The organism is Amycolatopsis sp. VC5-11 (assembly GCF_037034185.1).
In the GTDB taxonomy this organism is placed as follows: Bacteria; Actinomycetota; Actinomycetes; order Mycobacteriales; family Pseudonocardiaceae; genus Amycolatopsis; species Amycolatopsis nivea.
The window spans coordinates 121757-140367 of sequence record NZ_JBAGKF010000014.1 but is presented as its reverse complement, the minus strand read 5'-3'; the positions used below and the strand labels follow the sequence as shown (position 1 = coordinate 140367).

Genomic DNA, 18611 nt, shown 5'->3' with positions numbered 1-18611 from the left:
GAACGCGTGACTATGCCGGTGAGGACAGCGACCGCTGACCTGTACGTGGACTACGGGCACTTCTCCGTGACGGACTACGGCGCGGATGTCCCCGAGTTGGGCCCTGCCTACGCCGACGGACTCGTCGGGGTGGATTCAGGCGGGGCGGCCGTCCTCACCGGCATCGCGACGGGCGATGTCACCGTGACCTTGCAAGTCCTCGACGCCGAACCCGACTCAATCGAACTCGACAGCTGGGACGAAGTCTCCGAGGTCTCGCTGGACAGCGAAGAAGGCTACCTCCTCGTCCACAATATGATGGACGGCCCGCCGCGGGAACTCGACGAACTCGCGTACCTGGGGCCTGGCACCTACCGAGTGCGCGTGCATGCCCGCGGTCGCGACATCGCCCCCCACTCCCGTGCCGAGACCCCCCAAGAGCACTACAAGATCTCCGTGTGGCCGGCACCGGAAGCACCGGCGACCGCCCATAAACAGACCGACAGGTACGGGCACGAAGTCCGGGCCAAGAGTACAGAGCGGTGATTTCTCGCCCCGCATCCTGAAACGGCGAGGCAAGCCCGTCGTGGGCACGGTCCGAAAGCCCTACAGACGAATGTCAGACCCGACCCTATCCGCCGTCTCCTAGATCTAAGCCGTCCTGGCTCGACTGGAACCACCGTCGTTGATCGTCCAGATGGCTGGTCAGCATCCCGATCGCCTCCCACGGCATCACCTCGTGCGCCAGGTAATACAGGGTCTGGTCGCTGTCCGGCACGAGCGCCGCCACCGACGCCACGAAGCCGAGCGGAACCGCGCCCTCCGGCAGCAGGTCCGCCAGGTTGTACTGATCAGCCACGCGAACCTCCGGGACAGTGCATAGGATCTACCTCCAGCAGGTCAGGGGTGGTGACTACGCACAGTGGCAGGCGTCGAAGAGATCATCGAGGGGATCGGGACGGTCGCGACCAAGGTCACGACGGGTCGCTCGTGGCTCCACCGAGCAGGCGAAGCGGTCGACGACGCCGGCCAGACCCTCGAACGGGCGACAGAGGGCGCGAATGCGCACGAGGTTGTTCAGGCGCTTGGCTTGATCGCTGAGGCGGCGGCCGGCATCACCGCGGCCGACCAACTGCTAGGTCAGGTCCCGGCACGTCTGGACAGCTACGTCGCCAGCGTCCGAGGCGGCGGCGAAACGGACGACAGCAGCGGCAGCCCGCCCAGACAGCCGACGCCGCCCAGCAACCCGAAGACAGGCCCGGACGACCCGGTCGAGCGGGCAAGGCGAGACCTACCACCAGCGGTCAAGCGCGGCCGCGGGGCAAAGACACACGGACGGCTGCTCACGGACGACGGCCAGTCGAAAGCCGTCGCCAGCGGCCGAGACGAATGGACGGACCGCGTGAACCAGGTCGCGAAGGAAGCGGGGTGCCCGTACACGCCGATGACAGCAGCATCCGACGTGGAGCTCAAAGTCGCGGCCCAGATGCGCGACACCGGGCTCCGCCATGCCACGGTCGTCATCAACAACCAGCCGTGCACCGGTCGAGTGAGCTGCGATGATCTGATAGGCGTGGTCCTGCCGGAAGGCAGCTCGCTCACGGTTCACGGAACCGGCGGATTCAAGAAGACGTACCAGGGAGGCAAGCGGTGGGTGTGACGTTCGATGCGTACTTCGACCCGGAGCACCGGGAGCCGGTCGCGCTGAGCACGTCAGCTCAGGTGGACGAGCTGCTGGACCAGATGGTGGCCGAGGCACAGTCCCCGGACGTCGAGGTCGGTTTGGTCGCCCAGCTCGACCGCGAGGAGGAAACCGGTTGGGTGTCGACCCTCCAGTTCGGGGTACGCGCGGCTGCCACGACATGCGGATTCGTCATCTACCTGAGCAAGCATGACCCGAACGCCATCAGCGACAACGGTGGAACCTCACCGGAGCCAGTGGACTACGACTACCAATCCCACCCGCGCGAAGTCCCGCAAAACGCGGAGATCACGTGGCCCACAGTGCGCCAGGCGGTGCACGACTACGTGTCCTCTGGCGGCGCTCGGCCGGACGGGATCACGTGGACGGAGCTGTAGGACCCTTACGCTCGGCGGTGAACAAGTTCCCGCCGACGCACTCGCGATGCTCGACGAACAGGCCGTCGCCGTGCTGGGAATCCTCGCCCGCGACGACAGCGCCCGCGCCGGTCACGAGCAGGACATGCTCACGAACTATCTTGCCGGACGCCGCGACGCGGACGACGAAAGCCGCGCCCGGGCCCGCCGCGCCGCCGAGGAACTGCACCGCCAGCTCGGCGCCGCGGGCCGCGGGAACCGGCCGCCCGTCCTGTGCCGCGAATGCGCGCGGCCGTTCCCCGGGCTCGTCGGAGACGCGGCGCAGCAGCCGCTCCGCTGCTGCACGGAACTTCCCGCGAGGCTCGTCGATTTCGTCCCGTTCTTCGACGTTCCCGCACCGTTCCCGTCGGAACACCGCAGACTCCTCTACGACCGCGGTCCCGGGCCGTGCTACTGCTCGCCGGCAACCCCGGAAGCCGAGTGGCTGCTGAGCATCGGGTACCACTGCACGCAAATCGAGGAACTGTTGGCAACGCAGGGAAAGAAGATCGTGCACTGCGGTTTCTGCAACGCCGCGGCCATCACGACGCCGGAGGACGAAGAACAGTTCTGGGCCGAGCATTCTCCGTGCCCGCCCCTGTCCTGCGAAAGCTAGCCGGGCACGACAGCCCGCCTCAACGGTCGGCCTCGCCCCGCCGCGCAGCCGGACAGGCGACCACCGTCCCCGTCGGAGCCCAGCGGCCCGCCGCCGCGCGCAAGCGACACCCGAGACGACCACGCAGACGCCCCGCGTAATCCGGCAGATTCCAGCACGGCGTCGTCGCTCAACACGACCACGCCGGAACCGTGGTGACCCGCCGCGCTGGCCGCTTAGCGCGCAGGCAACGCCCGGCCGCGCTGTCACGAGCGTCTTGGAGTGGCCCCGCCGTGCCGCAACGCGGCTTCGTGCTGGCTCGGCGCAACTGCGCCTCAGAGGCGACCGTCAGGCGCAGCAACATCAGCGAATCGCTCCGACCGGCACCGCGTCGACCATTGCGCGGCCTGCCCGCTTTCGAACGCGTACACATGCTGCTCACCGGCGCACGTAACCCTGCAGAACAGCGAACCAAGCCACGTAGCGTTTGCCGTGTCGGAAAGCCGTTGCGAGAAAAGGCAAACCCCAACCCTCCGCCGAATCGGCAGCACCTGCGCTCTCCGGGAACGATTCCCTGGCGCCGGTTCATCCACCCACAGTGAAAGCGAGCAGCCATGACCGAAGACACGTTCACCATCGACCGGGTCACGGTGCTGAACGGCCACACCGGACCGGACAACGCCTACCTGATCGATGACTACCCCTACGGCAGAAGGCTCCGTTGCAAGCGGCGCACGTGGGTCGAAACCGCGACCAAGGGCAGGTACGCGGGTCAGCAGCGTTTCGTGTCCCAGACCACCAACCCCAAGCAGGGCGGTGCATGGAACAAGCCCCACGCCGGCACTTATGCCTTGCTCGTGGTGATGTATCTCGACAGCGAGAACCACGTCGGACATCAGAAGCTGAGCATGCTCACGTACCCCTCTGCCATCGCGCGGATGCAGCACATGGGCATCGACGAGCAGTTGACCGGACACCAGCGTGCCGCTTGGAATTCCCTGGTGTCGATCTCCCAGCGCGCCAAGCGCAAGTGGCGAGAATGGAACGAGACCGTCGAGGCTCTCGCCGACCACATCCGCGCCACCGGCAGCGACCCGGAAATCAGCGGCAACACCTGGCAGGGGTTCGAGAAGCTCCACTACCTCGGCTACGACGTCGCAGCGCACGTCATCTCCGCTCGCGAACGCGCGGCCCAGGCACCAGCCGCGAATCCCCCGCAGGAGGACAACGAAACGGTCTCCGAAGCCTAGCCCTGCGCTCCTCCGAAGCATTCCCACCGCGTCGGCAACGGGCGCGACCGCCGTGCCCGTTGCCGACGCAGAAAGGCTGCACAGCCATGACACTTTCCTACACCGAGCCGTCGCTGGTCACCGCCATCGCCACCGACCCGACCTGCCGACCGAACCCGTACGTCCAGGACTACGGCGCGAAAATCCCCACGGCGCGCCGCCTGCGGTACGGCCGACGGTGGCATCGGGTCTACGTGATGCTGTGGAGCAACAGCGGTACGGCCTACATCCTCGCCACCGGTCGACGCATGATTCTCGATCCTGAGACAGAACTGCGGTTCAGGTACCCGGAGTGGACCAATCGCGAGCACGGAACCCGCTGGTGGAACGGCACCTGCGAAGGACTCTTCACGCTGTTCGACACGTCCGCGCATCACCACAACGGCACGCCGCGTGTCGCCCCCGACGACGTCCAGAGCCACATCGCAGCGTGCAACGAGTGCCAAACGAACGGGCTCGGAGTGACCGACCACCACGACGGCACGGCGACTCTAGACAACCTCTAACCGCTGACTACGCCGGAAACAACCACGGGCGCGCAGCTGACCCGATGCACATCGTGACCCCGATTCCGGCACGGAATAGTCCTGCGAGCGTGGCCAATCGTGGCCCGGCCGCAGAGGTTTCGCGCCAGTCAACTCATCACCGGTCCACGCGCCAAGACACCCGGGAGGTTCCAGTGACAGTGAACGTCGACGCCGCCAAAATCGCTCAGGCAGCCGGCCAGAAGGCCGAAGAAGGCACCAGCGCAACGGACACGACCGGCACCATGCAGACGCCCGAATGCCTTTACTGCCTCGCCGCCTACGGTACGCGCTGGGGGTGCTGCACGCTCAGCCCGCGGGCACGTCGTGCGGCGTGCGCTCCGCGCAGGACGCCGCCGACTTCGCCCATGCATACCGCGCGGCATCCGAACTCGGCACGTTCACGAAGGAAGTCGCACCCGCGTTCGGCGACTGGCGTACTACCGTCACAGTGAATCCGTAGAGGGCACCCTCAGCACGCTCCTGTCGACTCAGCAAGCCCAGGCGTCCGATGGACGCCTGGGCTTTGTCGTGCCCGCAGCTGTCTACCAACGATGTGCCGAATACCGCGGCAACGCAAGTGGCCCTCTCCGCAGCATGTTCGCGCGGGACGCCGTCAGCACACTGACGGTGCACGGTCGGCGTCTGCCTAGGCCGCGAACCCGTTACGAGCCAACCTCTCTGCTCCGGCACCGCGTTCCGCGACCGCGTAATCCGACAAGTTCCGGCCCCTCGCTCCGTACTGTCATTGGTGTCGCTCAGCGGTGGCGACTCCCGCAGAAACTGGCAGCAGAGCCAGAAATCTTCCCGGCACACCGCGAGCACGCATCCGTATGGCCGCTCAGACAACGGCGCAATCAGAGGGGATGAACATGGGCAAGTGGATGGTGGACGCCCGTCGCATCAACGATCGGCCCGACCCGCAAGGTTGGCGTTCCTCCGGCAAGCAGGTTCCCACGTTCTGGGTGGAAGCCATGGGGGCCATCAACGCGTGCGACATCGCGCACAGCGTTCTGTTGGACGGCAACGACTTCACCCGCACCGTCGTGACGGTGTGCGAGGAGAATACCGAGGAACGAATCACTCACACGCAAACGACCTGGGCCCCGGGATGGGACCAGGAGCGCGCCGACAACGGCACTCTCCACGCATCGTTTCACTGGTACGAGGGCGGCTTCGACATCTCCGGGAACCTGTATGCCGAGGACGACGCCGACGAGTTCACAGCGTTCTTGACGGACGGGACCGTGTTGGCCAACGTGGTCAAGACCACCCGCGACCGGTGGAAAGTCGCCGGTAGCGATCACTGGGCGCACTGGTGCCTGTCAACACACGACAAGCGATTCGACGACCCCAAAAGTGCCGCCGCGTTCGTCGCGCTCCGCATGGGCGCCGCGCTGGTCGAAGGCGAGCCGGACGATGACACGCAAGATTGATCTCCTCTCGTGCGCAGCGGGCATCCGCCCGGGCGGCCCGCTGGATCCCGCGCTCCTGCAGCGCACGCACACCCCCTGCGAGACGCGGAATAGCTACACACTGCCGGGCCGAAGGCCGCGCGCACGTTGCGATCGTCGAGCACGACAACCGCGTCTCACCGAGCAGTACCGGCGCTGGGCGCGTCATGCACCAGCGAATGACTAAGGAGGACCCTATGGGTATGAGCGTGATGGCCGAGCACGCCAAAAGCGTGCTCACGGCAGGACGTCCGGAGCTCTACACGGCGACGGAGGCCGAGGCCGAGTTGGACGGCTGGGAGGCCGATGAGGAGACCGACGGCCCGTACGTCCTGGCGTTGGGCGGCGGCTCCGGCGGATACTTCGGCCTGCACGGCACGCGCGAAGAGATCACAGCCGTGCTGAGACTGGCACTGGAAAAGGTGACGACGTCCGACTTGCCGGCCGCCGCCGTGACGTTGGCCGTTGGGGAGTAGGCCGATCACGAGGAAGTCAATCCACTCAGAGACCCCGCGTCAGCTGACGTGGGGTCTTTTCCTGTGGACCTCGCACCGTCAGCCGCACCGTCCCTTGAAGTGCACGAGAACAGGGCATGCTGAGGCCGGCTGAAGTCTCGTCGCTGCGCGCCGAGCATCGATTGTGTGCTGATACTGGCTTCGCACGCGACGCACGATCGACCTTCATCCCCCGTGGGCTGCGCCTGGGGAAGGAGCATTTGTCATCGCCGCACGTGTCCGTCGTGACGCCAGCTGACGTGGCGGCGATCGACGGTGACGAGCGTTGGCCCAGGCCGCCACGAGGGACGCTGGTCTCGGCGTGCGAGCTCGCTCGCCAGGACCGAAACGGTTGCCGCGGATGACTTCCGAGCTCCCACGTCGCCGCGGTTTGGTGACGGAGAAGGCTTTTTTGGAAGAGCCTCACGACCCAGCCTGGTCAGGTACTGGCAGGCTCGCGTATTCGAATGGCGTGTATTCGGTGTGCGAGGCCTAGAGCGCTTTCAGCTGGGCGGCCGTTGCGCGTAGGAACCCCTCGATGAGGTGGAGGACGCGATCGCACTGATCCCCGACTTTGAGCAGTTCCCGGTGACGCCGCCCGCGGTCGCCGCGTCCGGACGGGTCCAGCAGGTCCAGCTCATGTGCGATCTCGTTGCGCGCTGAAAAGAAGTCGGTCAGTTCTTTGAGGTGCTCGTTGGCCAGGCTTTTGTCGCTGAGGCCGAGAGCGTCACGGACTCGGATCAGGTCGGTGTGGCCTTGCAGGCTCGAACCGGCCAAGTCCTCGACGTAGAGTTCGATCAGCCGTGTTCGCGGGTCGGTGTCCGTGATGGCGGCTTTGGTTTCCTTCGTGAGGTTGCCGGTCAGGCGCGTCTCGATCATGCGCCCTTTGAACCGGCCTTGTGCCTCTCCACCGCCCTGGATTAGCCCTGGCAGTGCGTCGCGAAGCAGCCGTCTTAGACAGGCGTCGAGCCCGGCAGAAGTGAACATGATGGCTGCACGTACCTGGTCGAGCTGGTCCTCGGAGAGCCGCCCGCGGGGATCGCCTTCGGAAGCGGCTTTCTCCCGAAGTACGTGAAGCGTGTCGAACAGGCCGCTCACCGACTTGTGCGTTGCCTTCAGACGCGCCCAACTGGGTTTGATCTCGGCAGGGCAGCGATGCGGTTGCCGCCCGAGATCGGTCAACGTCACCCTGGTCAATTTGGGAGCACGTCCAGGCTGAGCGGTTGCTGGCACTGTGTCTACCTCTTTCCGATCTGGTGGATTCGTCATCCTTCCCGAGGTCTGCCGCGAGCGGGTCAGACCGCCCCGAACCGATACTTGCCCGTATCGGAACGGTTCAAGTTCGGGACGCGACGTAGCGGTTCCACGTGCCGCCGACGTTGCGGGCTTGCCGGTTGGCGGTGGTGTGGTGGAAGCCGAGCGCGGCCGCCATGACCGGTGCCGGGATGTCCAGTACGAGGTCGCGCGCGGCGCCGACGCGGGCGAGGCGAAGCGGGATCCCGAGTGCTCGCCAGATGCAGGCCTGCTCGAATTCGCATCCCCTGCAATAGGCGTCACGCTACTGGCAGGGTCTTGCATTCGAGCGACCCGTATTCGACGGCAGTCAGTAGCGACCTGTTCAGCACTGGTCGGTGCCGTCCGTGAACCAGGTCGTCGGTCGCAGGGTCTCGATCTCCTGGCGAGCCTGCTCGTCCAGATCCTCGACATTGGGCACGCCGAGGGCGCGACTGTGTTCGTCGAGCTGGTCCAGCAACGCGTCGAGCCGGCTAGCGATCCTGTGGAGCACGGCGAGACCATCCTCACGGTGCGCTTCCGACGGCGCGACCAGAAAGTACTCGCGCAGGAAGTGGTGCGCGAGATGGTTACGAGCCTCCACGGCGCTGTCGACCTCTGCGACGACGCCGTCGGGCCAATGAGGCTGAGTGCGCAGGCCCCGCCACATCTGCCCGAAGGTGGTGCCGTTCCACTGCTCGACGCGATCCATGCCTTGTTCGAGGGTGATGCCGTTCTTGAAACTGCGTGAGAGGAACCCCCAGAGCACCAGTTCGAGGACCTGGAACTGGTGCATGATCTCGCCGTACGCGGCGTAGACGATGAACTGGCTGACTCGTTCCGGCTCGGGCTGGTCGTCACTCACCGCGGCAGCTTACTTCTGGCCCTCGCCAGAGCCCGTTGGCGATGATCCGGACACCCACCAGGGTGAGACTGACACGCCATACCTTGGGGCGCGTGCGAGCCCCCACCCCAAGATGTAGTCTCTTTTCACACCACCCCCGAGGACTGGGGATTGAGCCGACCGGGCTCGATTTCCGGGTGCGTGGCGCATAGCTGCGCACCGTGCACGAAATATCACGAAGGGTGGTGAAACCATGTTGCGTACCGGTAATAAGGAGGGGCCCGATCCTGCGAGAAATCGCTGGATCGGGCCGTCCCTGAATGTGATCGGCGGGCTTCTCCGCGTGCTGGCGGTAGTGCTCGATCACTTCTGGTCGTAGCTGACCTGCTGGGAAGGGTCTTCGCGCCGGGGCTGCCACCCCGCATGGCCGGGGCCCTTCCTAGCACCGCCGAAGCGGCTCACCGTCACTGTACCCGTTTAGGTAGTACGGGAAGCAATAGGACGCGCTCAACCTCACCCGAAGGCAGTTCCTCGCCGGGCGGTGCCGGTCGCGGCGGGCTCAGATCCGGGTGGAGACGTAGCGGTTCCACGTGCCGCCGACGTTGCGGACTTGCCGGTTGGCGGTGGTGTGGTGGAAGCCGAGCGCGGCCGCCATGACCGGTGCCGGGATGTCCAGTACGAGGTCGCGCGCGGCGCCGACGCGGGCGAGGCGAAGCGGGATCCCGAGTGCTCGGAGGTGGTCCCGCATGCTTTGGTAATTCAGCGCGCGGCCAGGGCGGCGGCCGGTGAACAGCCATTGATCGCCGTCGGCGGCGGTTCGGTCGGCGACGTGCTGGAGCAGCAGGGACGCGAAGGGCTCAGGCACGGGTGATGGCGGTTCGCCGAGGCGCAGCAGGACGTCGTCCCCGTCTTGGATGACGTCGCTGATTTCCAGGGAAAGGATCCGGGGAATCGGCTGGGCGTAGAGGAGCAGCAGGCAGCCCGCGACCCGGTCGCTGAGGGGCTTGTCGTCGGCGTGGAGTAGGTCGCGCAGCAGTGCCCACCGAGCGTCTTGGGTGAGGGCTTCGCCGACCTTGTAACGAGGTCGAGCGAAGGTGAGCCGGGGCATCCGTTTCGTGGTCATCGCCCAGTTGAGGAAGCCGCAGAGCGCCTGTCGGTGCGCGGCTGTGAGCCGCCGGTAGTAGCGGTCGAGAGCGGCTTGCGGAACGCGGCCGAGGAGGATTTCTTCGTCGGCGAGCCAGGTGCAGAAGTCGATGGCGCGCTTGATCTCCATGCTCGCGTAGGTCTGAGCGTTGGTCGTCAGCGGCTGTTTCGCGGCTTTGGCGCGCATTTTGGCGAGGTGGTGCCAGGTGCCGAACTGGCGCAGGACCCGCTCGTAGGGATGGTCCTGGAGTTGGGTGAGCCGCGTGGTCAGCCAGCGCTCGAATCGGTGCAGCGGGCGGTCGATGGGAGGCAGGCACCCGGCTGCGACGAGAAGGTCGCGCGTGGTGTCGACCAGAGCCGTGGCGGCTAGGTCGTCGAAGGCGGTGTGGCTCAAGCCCACTTTGCCGGTCGCCAGGGCGTGCAGAAGCGCACGGGTTTCCGGTCTTTTGAGCCAGTCCAACCGGCCTTCCGGGGTGCTTTTGAAGCCCCGGGCGAGCACCGGCACGAGGGGCCGGAGTTCCGGCCGAATGGTGCCAGTGCCGTCGTCGAGCCGTTCAGCGGCGAGGTCGTCCAGGCGACACCGGACGCACACTTTCCGGTAATAGAGGCGGGCTTCGGTTCCGCAGCGACGGCAGGTGAAGCTGCGGGCGATGCCCGCGCAGTCCCGGCAGGCCGCTCTGTCGACGGACAGGCCGGGCAGGAGCCGCTCGACGCCACACCCCGGACAGGTTCCGAAGACGCGGACGGCAGCGTCGAAGCAGGGGTTGCAGATAGGGCCTTCGAGAAGCATCCCGGGGTAGGCGCGCAGCCGGCGGCAACGCACGCAGCGAAGCGCGGACGTCACGGGGCCGGTCGCAGCCGGACGCGTTTGGGGCGCAGGTTCGGATCGTCGGGCGCGGCCGCGATGCCGGACCCGGAGGTCTTGCGCTGCTGCGCGTTGGCCGCGGTAACGGGGATCAGCTCGGACGGAGTGGTTTCCAGGATGTCGCAGAGCGCGGCGAGCAGTTGCAGCGAGAGGCGTTCTGGGGTGCCGGTGACCAGCCGGTGCACTTGGGAAGCGGACAGTTCGATTCCTCGCTCGGCCAGCAGCGGGCTGAGCTGGGTGGTGGTGAACAGGCCGCGCAGGGCCATCAGTTCCCGCAGCTTCCACTGGTAGCCGACCTGGCGCCTCATCGCTTCCTTTCCCCGGCCGCGAGTGCCGTTTTCATCGTCTTGTCCAGTGCCTGACGCAGAGTTCGAGTCCGGAAATCGGAGGACACGCAGCTGTAGATGGCGGTGGTGGAGGCGTGTTCGTGGCCGGCCTGCTGCTGGACGAACAGCGGGTCCCAGCCGTCCTCGATGAGGTGGGTGACGTAGGAACGGCGCAGCGAGTGAAAGTCCAGCGCGCGGTCCAGGCCGAGTTCGTCCCGCGTCGCGGCGAACCGCGCGTCCATCTGCTGCAGCCCGACGCGCGCGACCCGCTCGGAAGGCCAGAGCGCGTCGTTGCCGGGGCGGGCGAGCATCGGGCGGATCTCCTCCGTCCACTCCGCAAGCACCTCGACTGTCCATCCCCAGACCGTCAGCACGGTGCGCCGTTTCGGCGGGGAACCCTTCATCGCCTTGCCGAACCGCACGTTGCAGACGCCGCGGCTGCCGAACTCTGGGGCGTGCGGATTGCGGCCGAAGTCGGCGGTGTCGAGCATGCGTGCCTCGTTGCGCCGCAGCCCGTATCCGTAGGCGACCTTGAACAGCACCGCGTCCCGATAGGCCGGAAGCCAGCCCTTGCGTCCGAGCTTCCGGATCCGCGCGACCCGGTCGTCGGCGGCGTCGAAAAAAGCCTCCAGTTCGTCCAGGGTCAGCGCCCGTTTGCGCGGATCGCCCTCGGCGGCTTGGACGTGCACCGCGGTGTTCCATTCGTGCACCACCTGCACCGGATGGGTGCCGAACCGCCGTTCGCACTCTGCGGCCCAGCCGTAATTCGGGTCGGTCAGGAAGTCGCAGAACAACCGGACAGCGGTCTGGTAGTTCCGCAAGGTCGAACGTCGCAGCTGACGCACCGACCGAAGGTCACCGAGCCACTCGTCAACGAGCTGAGCGCTCCACTGCCACGGGAACGTGTTGGTGTAGGCCGTGAACGCGCGCACCACGTCCACTCGTCGCTCGACGGTTGCGAATCCAAGGTTGCGGGCCAGTTGCTGGTTGCGCCAGCCGTCCAACATCGCCACGAACACCTGATCGTCCGGGTGCAGCAGACTGACACCGTCGACCAGCTGCAGCGTCACCGACCCCGGCGACGGTTGTGTCGAGTCCACAAAGGACCTTCCTTTCCCGCTTTCTGCTGACGCGAGAATCCCGCATCTGATGCGAGTTGGCACGCATCGCAGCAGGTCATTCGCTCGAAGAGGTGACGCACCAGTCGCACCAAGTTCATCTCCGGCCACGCTTAAGGTGTGACCCCTTGAACGTGTCCTAGCTGGTCATGGGCAACGGCATCCGGCACCAGTTTTCGGTGATGCGCACCGGGTCGTATTCGCATCAGGCGGAATACGCGACACGGAGAGCAAGATATGGAAAAAGGTAAACCTTTTTCCCCAGGCCGCTGCGCGGCCTGGCAGACTGCCCTTGCGGGCAGCCTGAAAACGCAGCCTCAGGCCGGCGGGCCGCAGAGTAGCCTCGAACGCGGACCCGCCGAGCGAGGAACCGGACGACCGGTCCTTCGCCCCGCGGGACTTACAGCGAACAGAGATCCGTCGGTTTGGCCCACCCGGAACGACGTCGGGCACGGCGCTTGCAGCGCCGCCCCGAAGACCCGGTGTTGGGGGGCCTATGACGAAGGGCGCGGGGTACCGCGAGCACTCAAGCAGAGGGCGTCGGGAGAAACGCGGCGCTCCTCTCCGGTTCGACGACATGGAGTGGGCGGTCATCGTCCAGGTCGCAGCGCTGGCGGGGATGCGACCGTCCGCGTGGGTGGCGCAAGCCGCCTACGACACCGCGTTGCGCGAGCACCTCGGCACGGGCACCGAGCGGCAGGCCGTCACCGCGCTGATCGACGAGCTGCGCGAGCACCGCCGCGTGCTCGCCAACATCGGCGGCAACGTGAACGATCTCGCCCGCGTCGCGAACTCGACCGGGCAGGTGGAGCAGGCCGTCGTGGCGGCGACGGTCCTTCGGCTCGTCGCCAACGTCGTGCACGCCTCGGACACGCTGCTCACCGACATCCGGCGCCGGTTGTTGCCGTGATCGCGAACGCGAACCGAGGCTGGCGCCCGTACGGCCTTCTCCGCTACCTGTTCGGGCCGGGAAAGAACGAGGAGCACCGCAACCCGCGCGTTGTCGCAAGCTGGGACGGTGCCCCGCACCTTCACCACCCGCCGAAACTCGGCCCGGGCGAGCATGACTTCGACCTCGGCGCGCTCAAGACCACCATGGAGGAACTCGCCGAAGCAGCCGGTCTGCCGCTGAACAACCCGCCCCCGATCACGCCGGAGTGGGAAGCCCGGCTCCGGAACGACGACGTGCCGCCCGACGCGCCATCATGGCTCAGGTTCTACCGCTACGACCGGAATGAGGACCGGGTGGTCGCCTCGCGCGGGTACGTCTGGCACACCCCGGTCCGCGTGCACCCGACCGACCGCATCCTCACCGACGCCGAGTGGGAGACGATCGCCGAACGCCTGATGAAAGCGGCCGGGATCCAGCAGGCCGGATGCCGCTGGATCGCGGTCCGCCATGGCGACGACCACATCCACCTCGTCGCGACGCTAGTCTCCGAGACGACCGGCCACCGCTTCCACCCCAGCAACGACTATCCGAAGATGCGCAAAGAGTGCCAGAAGATCGAACGCGAACTCGGCCTGTACCGGACCGCTGGGGCGGACAAGACTGCGCAGCGGACGCCGACCCGCGCGGAGAAAGCCAAAGCGGCCAGACTCGGGCGTCGGGAGACCGCGAGGGAACAGTTGCGCAGGATCGTCCGGCAGTGCGCCGCGGGCACGCGCAATGGAGAGGAATTCCTTGTCGCACTGGCCCAGGAAGGCCTCAGTCCCAGGACCACGCATGACGCTGCCGGTCGAATCCGTGGCTACTCCGTGCGTCTCCCGGGCGACGTCAGCGCGTCCGGCGAACCGATTCCGTGGTCCGGCACCAAACTGGCCGGGGATCTGACGTGGCCCAAACTCGTCGAACGCTGGGCGAGCGTGCCGCCCGTCGACGTCCCTCTGCCTCGCACCGAAGACGGTCACGTCGCACCAGCAGATCGCCGACGGGTTCTCACGGAAGCCGCTGACATTGCGCGCGACGCGGTCGACGCGATCCGTCGTGGATCGGAGGATCCCGCAGCCATCGCGCATGGCACGGGCGAGGTAGTAGCCGCGCTGGCCCGAGGACGCGAAGGACACGAACTCGGGTTGCTCACCGATGTCAGCGAACGCTTCGACCGCGCAGCGCGCACGCCGCACCGCGTCCTGCCGTCATCGCTAGGACCTGTCGCGCGCGACCTGCGCCGAGCATCGCGCCAGATAGCCAGAGCGGGGGCGTTGACCGGCCGCGGCAACGAGAAAGCCGCACTCGTCGCGCTCGTGCTCGCGCTCGTCGCCCTGATCGCAGAAGTCGCTGCCTGGCAGCAAGCGCGCGGCCAGGTGCACCAAGCTGCGGCCGCGCGCACTGCCGCCGAACGTCTGCCAGCGTTCGCGGAGTCGGTAAGCCCGGTCAGGGGCGGCCCGAGAACAACTCCAGTTCCCTCCGACGGACGCGCGCGGCCAAACCAGCGTCCTTCTCGCTACGTCGGCGTACGTCGCGGAGGCGATCCGGGACTGCACCGTCCGACGTGACCGGGCTGGCTTGGATGCACCAGGGCCGCTCAGGAAGCACTCTAGTTCAGGCCGATCGACCAGATCTGGCCTAAGGTGCTGCGCCTAATTCCCGAGTCAGCATCCGACCCGCTCAATGACGCGAGGACGTCTTGGCCGGCCAGGAAGGCTGGTCGTCGGCGTCGGTCGTAACGGCGGATTCCTAGGGTGGCGGCGGATACCTGCGCCACGCAGCCTGGCGAGTACCACAACGACCGCAGCCCGGACGCCACCAACACCTCGCTGACGCGTGCAACGCACCCGCCGCCATCGTCCATGGCTCCCGGCATTAGTAATCCGGTCCGAAGTAGGCAATCTGCTCGGCTTCCTTCTCCCGACCGGGCTGGCTTCTCAGCCATTCGGCGAAATCACGACGAGCGCGGTAGTAGCCAGCGGCGATAGCGTTCCGGTACTCCTTCTCCGCTTCTTTCTCGCGACCCGGCTGACTTCTGAGCCATTCGGCGTAGTCGTGAAATGTCCAGGCCCCGCCGTCGGCAACGCAGCCCTGGTACTCCTCTTCTGCTTCCTTCTCTCGACCGGGCTGTTTGCCGAGCCAATGGGCGAGTTCTCGACGCGCGGAGGTGTCGCCGGCGGCGATGGCGGCCCGGTACTCTTTCTCGGCTTCTCCTTCGCGGCCAGGCTGCCGTGACAGCCTTTGAGCAAGCTTGCAAAGCGCGTGAGCGTCGCCTGCGGCAGCAGCAGCGCGATGTGCCTTCTCGATGTCGTTCTCGCGGCCAGGCTGTTTCTCCAGCCATCTAACGAACCAATCAAGGGTGAACGGTGCCTCGTTGCTGTCTGCGAGTAGCGCCCAGAACTCTTCTTCGGCCTCTCCTGCGCGGCCGGGCTGCCGTGACAGCCAGTCAGCGAACATGCGTCGACCTTGGAGGCCCGCAGCCCGGTACGCCTTCTCCACTTCTCCCGCGCGGCCAGGCTGCCGCTCCAGAGACCCAGCCAACAAGACAAGAGCAAAGGGATAGCCGTCGGCGACGAGGGCCCGGTACTCCTTCTCCGCTTGTTTCACACGGCCAGGCTGCTGCGCCAGCCACCCAGCGAACGCGGCACGCGCAAAGGGATGGCCGTCGGCGGCGGCCTCTCGATAGGACTGCCCGGCTTCTTCTTCGCGGCCGGGTTGTCTCTCCAGCCAGCGAGCAAGCTCGATCGGCGCGGAGGGGTGGCCGTCGGCGATGACGTCCTGCAATATCTTTTCGATATCTCCCGCGCGTCCGGGCTGTCCCTCCAACCACATGACGAAGCCACCCAGCACGTAACGGTGGCCGATGGGGATGGCGTCCCGGTAGGCCTGCTCAGCTTCCTGCTCACGTCCCGACTGGCCTGCCAGCCATCGAGCCAGCTCCTCCAGTGCCTCGCCGGTGCCCGCGGCTCGGAGGAGCGCCTCGCCGTATTGGATGTGGCCGCGATTCAGCGCAGCTCTGGCGACGTTGTGCAAGTCGTCGGGGGACGTGGTGTGCTCGCGCAGCGCGTTCCATACGACTTCCGTGGCTGAACGTGTGATCCGAGCGCGGCTGAGGTGCTGTTCGAGGTAGTCGGCAAGTTCGTAGGCAGCGTCCTCGATGTCGGCGTCGTAGTCGCTGTCGATCGGTATGAGGGCTTGGACGCCTTGCGTGGAGCGGAGCGGCTGCGTGGCGTAGGCGAACGCGGTCTCGAACGAGTCTGGCGGCAGGCTGGCCTGGCCGCGTTCTTCGCGCCACAGCGCCGTGGCGATTGCGCGCAGCAAGGGGGCGGGCATGGGGCTGGCGTGGCCGAGGCGACGTGCGTCTCCTGCGGCGTCGAGCAGCAACTGGTCCATGCGGGTCGGCGCGGTCAGGTAGTGCTGGAGGATTTCGTGGCCCCCGGCGAGGGTTTGGGCGAATCCGATGCGGTCCGGGTCATCGAGAGCCGCCCCGAGGCGGTCGTCGCCGGTGTTCTCGGCGACTTCGCGAGCTTGGTCGCGTTCACGCGGGGAGAAGTCGCGGGGGATGTCGTGCCAGCGCACCCACTGGTTCGCGGAGACGAGCAGATTCCGATTGTCGCTGAAATGATCTTCGGGCGCAGTGGCGTCACGGAGCTTCTCCTGCCACAGGGTCGCCACGATCACGAGAGGCTGCAGGCTTCGGCTCGTTGCGCCATTGCGATAGCCGGTGGCGCCGAACAGGTCGCGCAGCACGTCGAGTGTGAGCCCTGCCCCGTCGGGGCCGAGGAAGACCTGCAATTCGTTGAGCCACAGCACGCACCGCCGACGGTCTAAGAGATCGGATGCTGCCAGAGCGCGAAGCGCCGCAGCTGATCGAGGACGGATCACAGTCCACCCTGGCCCGAGAGCGTGGACGGCCTCGAACAGGGATCGGGTCTTCCCTGTCGAAGGTCCGCCGCGCAGCACGATCATCGCCGATAGTTCGCCACGCGCCGCGGCGCCGATGTCCGCGCGAAGCAACGCATCGTGATCGCGCAGCACGTAGGAAGGCGGTGACGGGATGCTGTTCGGGTCGCCGGGGAGAACCCGGCCGCGGCGGATGGCCGGATGCACGGTCGCCTCGGCTGGGGTGAACTCCTCTAGCTCCCATACCGTGCAGTGGGCGGCCGCTGCAGCGGCCGCCCACCCCGCCGCCCCCGGGTCGGGTCTGCAGGGCTGGCTGAGCCGGTACAACCGCAAGGCCTCTTCGCGCTCGGAGTCGGTGACGTCGAGCGCGGTGAGCAACGAGTCGAGGATGCCCTGCCCGCGCCCGTGACCAGGCTTGGCGATGTAGTTCTCGGCCGTCCCCTTGCTGCACGAAGCCAGCTCTCCGAGCTTCTCGTACGACAGTTTGCAGCGTTTCTTGAACTCGACGAGGCGCGCGCACAGCTCCTGGGCTGCGGCGAGGTCCGGCTGCACCATCGCCACAGCTTCCCACCCGGGTCGTCCACAGCCGCATCCCGCACCTCCGTCGAAGGCCGTGCCGACAACGACGACCGTGCGATTGACGCGGCCATCCATCGCCCATGCCGTCGCCGTGCCCGATGGATGTGCTGACCGGCTCAGCGACCGCCGTCATCCTGGAGTTACGCCGACCGGCTCGCGGCGGCGAAGACACGAGAGGCGGTGACGATGAGGCCGAAACCGATCGCGCTGCTCGCCTCTGCCGCGGGCGGCACAGCCCTCTGCCCAGCCCTGCCGACTTGGTGCGCTGTCACCGTGGCGCTCACCGGAGTCGCTCTCGCAGCAGCCCAGGTGACCGTCACGCAGATCATCCGGCTCCGCGTCAGCGGCAAGATCGCCACCAGCGCGCACGCCCTGCGGGTGCTGGAACTTCACGGAGGCACCCGAACCCGCCGCAGTTAGCTGAGGATGATTGTTCTCGGATCTGCTCAGCCACGAGCTTCCGACCTTCCTCCGAACGAGGCCCATTCCGCTTCTGTCCCACGGCCAACAACGACTTCGGGGACGCCTCGTGGCTGCATGCCTGCTTCGTCCGCGACGATGACGGCATGGCACAGACCGCCCCCACCTCTGCAGGCGCGAATTTCTCGTTCCCGGTCACGTTCGACGTCAGAGAACTCGTCGAGGAAATGCGCGCGCGGCACGCTGCTCTCCGCAGACGAGGTCGATACGGCGCTGCTGCAGCTCCCGCGCGCCGACGGCCCGCTGCTGCTCGCAGCCGCGCACGTGCATCACCTGATCACTGAAACCGACCTCGCCCGCACGATCGGCGAAACCTGGGCCATGGCCGAGTACCCCGACAGGCAGCTCGGTCACGACGTGTGGCGGATTCTGTTCGCCGTCGCCGGGTATACCCACGACGGCCTCCCCGTCCCCCGGCCGGAGAAGCAGTTGCGCCTGTTCCGCGGCGAGGCTGCCGAACGACGAGGCGACTGGTCATGGACCGACGACCAGGATACCGCCCGTCGCTACGCGGCCGGCGGGCTTCGAGGCAGGCCCGCCGGCCGGGTATGGACGGCGCTCGTCGAACCGGGTCGGTTGCTCGCGCGCAACACCGTCCGCGAGGAGTCGGAGTACGTGGTCGACACGAAGGGTCTTCGCATTGCAGAAGCTGCACTCGCCTGACCGGAAAGCACATCCGCGCACGCCGTCGGATGCGGAGCAGTTGCTCGGCTCCATA

General features: G+C 66.9%; 20 protein-coding genes. 13 read left to right on the top strand and 7 right to left on the bottom strand.

The genetic code is table 11. The features are described from left to right. The first annotated feature begins 6 nt into the window (after window positions 1–6). Window positions 7–525, top strand: a complete 519-nt coding sequence (locus WA670_RS32565) for a hypothetical protein (RefSeq protein WP_336160038.1) — start codon at window positions 7–9, stop codon at window positions 523–525. An 85-nt stretch (window positions 526–610) separates the two neighbouring features. On the opposite strand, the gene WA670_RS32560 is transcribed toward WA670_RS32565, so the two are convergent. Further along, window positions 611–838 (bottom strand): hypothetical protein, encoded by a 228-nt coding sequence (locus tag WA670_RS32560; protein WP_336160036.1) that lies wholly within the window; start codon window positions 836–838, stop codon window positions 611–613. Window positions 839–901: 63 nt separating this feature from the next. Here WA670_RS32560 and WA670_RS32555 point away from each other — a divergent pair, with 63 nt between their 5' ends. The 8 genes from WA670_RS32555 to WA670_RS32520 all read left to right on the top strand — a co-directional run bounded on the left by WA670_RS32555 (window position 902) and on the right by WA670_RS32520 (window position 6414). Continuing rightward, a complete protein-coding gene (locus tag WA670_RS32555; protein ID WP_336160034.1) occupies window positions 902–1639 on the top strand; it encodes a DddA-like double-stranded DNA deaminase toxin in 738 nt (245 codons plus the stop codon). After that, window positions 1630–2058 carry an Imm1 family immunity protein gene (locus tag WA670_RS32550; protein ID WP_336160032.1) on the top strand — a complete coding sequence of 143 codons (429 nt, stop codon included), beginning with the start codon at window positions 1630–1632 and terminating at the stop codon, window positions 2056–2058. Before WA670_RS32555 ends, WA670_RS32550 begins: the two co-directional genes overlap by 10 nt. Before the next feature lie 46 nt (window positions 2059–2104). Then, on the top strand, window positions 2105–2692 hold the full coding sequence (locus WA670_RS32545) for a hypothetical protein (RefSeq protein WP_336160029.1): 588 nt from the start codon (window positions 2105–2107) through the stop codon (window positions 2690–2692). Window positions 2693–3285: 593 nt separating this feature from the next. Beyond that, window positions 3286–3921: a hypothetical protein gene (locus WA670_RS32540; protein ID WP_336160028.1), complete on the top strand. Its 636-nt coding sequence runs from the start codon at window positions 3286–3288 to the stop codon at window positions 3919–3921. Between the two features lie 86 nt (window positions 3922–4007). Beyond that, window positions 4008–4466 carry a hypothetical protein gene (locus WA670_RS32535; protein ID WP_336160026.1) on the top strand — a complete coding sequence of 153 codons (459 nt, stop codon included), beginning with the start codon at window positions 4008–4010 and terminating at the stop codon, window positions 4464–4466. A gap of 277 nt (window positions 4467–4743) precedes the next feature. Further along, window positions 4744–4947: a hypothetical protein gene (locus WA670_RS32530; protein ID WP_336160024.1), complete on the top strand. Its 204-nt coding sequence runs from the start codon at window positions 4744–4746 to the stop codon at window positions 4945–4947. Window positions 4948–5356: 409 nt separating this feature from the next. Then, complete coding sequence (locus tag WA670_RS32525) at window positions 5357–5920, top strand: hypothetical protein (protein ID WP_336160022.1); 564 nt, start codon at window positions 5357–5359, stop codon at window positions 5918–5920. A 215-nt stretch (window positions 5921–6135) separates the two neighbouring features. Continuing rightward, window positions 6136–6414: a hypothetical protein gene (locus tag WA670_RS32520; protein ID WP_336160020.1), complete on the top strand. Its 279-nt coding sequence runs from the start codon at window positions 6136–6138 to the stop codon at window positions 6412–6414. Window positions 6415–6924: 510 nt separating this feature from the next. Here the strand turns inward: WA670_RS32520 and WA670_RS32515 are convergent. From WA670_RS32515 to WA670_RS32495, 5 genes are all read right to left on the bottom strand, one after another. After that, the gene (locus tag WA670_RS32515; protein WP_336160019.1) at window positions 6925–7620 is read right to left on the bottom strand and encodes a hypothetical protein; all 696 of its coding nucleotides are present in this window, start codon (window positions 7618–7620) and stop codon (window positions 6925–6927) included. Window positions 7621–8050: 430 nt separating this feature from the next. Next, window positions 8051–8569: a hypothetical protein gene (locus WA670_RS32510; protein ID WP_336160018.1), complete on the bottom strand. Its 519-nt coding sequence runs from the start codon at window positions 8567–8569 to the stop codon at window positions 8051–8053. A gap of 538 nt (window positions 8570–9107) precedes the next feature. Continuing rightward, window positions 9108–10283: a hypothetical protein gene (locus tag WA670_RS32505; RefSeq protein WP_336160017.1), complete on the bottom strand. Its 1176-nt coding sequence runs from the start codon at window positions 10281–10283 to the stop codon at window positions 9108–9110. Between the two features lie 248 nt (window positions 10284–10531). After that, window positions 10532–10864: a helix-turn-helix domain-containing protein gene (locus WA670_RS32500; protein WP_336160015.1), complete on the bottom strand. Its 333-nt coding sequence runs from the start codon at window positions 10862–10864 to the stop codon at window positions 10532–10534. Further along, window positions 10861–11982, bottom strand: coding sequence for a tyrosine-type recombinase/integrase (locus WA670_RS32495; RefSeq protein ID WP_336160013.1), 1122 nt, complete (start codon window positions 11980–11982; stop codon window positions 10861–10863). Before WA670_RS32495 ends, WA670_RS32500 begins: the two co-directional genes overlap by 4 nt. Window positions 11983–12577: 595 nt before the next feature. On the opposite strand from WA670_RS32495, the gene WA670_RS32490 reads away from it, so the two are divergent. Continuing rightward, window positions 12578–12910, top strand: a complete 333-nt coding sequence (locus WA670_RS32490) for a hypothetical protein (protein WP_336160011.1) — start codon at window positions 12578–12580, stop codon at window positions 12908–12910. Further along, window positions 12907–14499, top strand: coding sequence for a relaxase/mobilization nuclease domain-containing protein (locus WA670_RS32485; protein WP_336160010.1), 1593 nt, complete (start codon window positions 12907–12909; stop codon window positions 14497–14499). The genes WA670_RS32490 and WA670_RS32485 overlap by 4 nt, the downstream gene beginning before the upstream one ends. Before the next feature lie 307 nt (window positions 14500–14806). Here WA670_RS32485 and WA670_RS32480 read toward each other — a convergent pair whose 3' ends face one another. Continuing rightward, window positions 14807–17395, bottom strand: coding sequence for a hypothetical protein (locus tag WA670_RS32480; protein WP_336160008.1), 2589 nt, complete (start codon window positions 17393–17395; stop codon window positions 14807–14809). A 204-nt stretch (window positions 17396–17599) separates the two neighbouring features. Between WA670_RS32480 and WA670_RS32475 the strand changes: the two genes are divergently transcribed. Then, window positions 17600–17833 (top strand): hypothetical protein, encoded by a 234-nt coding sequence (locus WA670_RS32475; protein WP_336160007.1) that lies wholly within the window; start codon window positions 17600–17602, stop codon window positions 17831–17833. A 117-nt stretch (window positions 17834–17950) separates the two neighbouring features. Further along, window positions 17951–18556: a hypothetical protein gene (locus tag WA670_RS32470; RefSeq protein ID WP_336160005.1), complete on the top strand. Its 606-nt coding sequence runs from the start codon at window positions 17951–17953 to the stop codon at window positions 18554–18556. The last annotated feature ends 55 nt before the right edge of the window (window positions 18557–18611 follow it).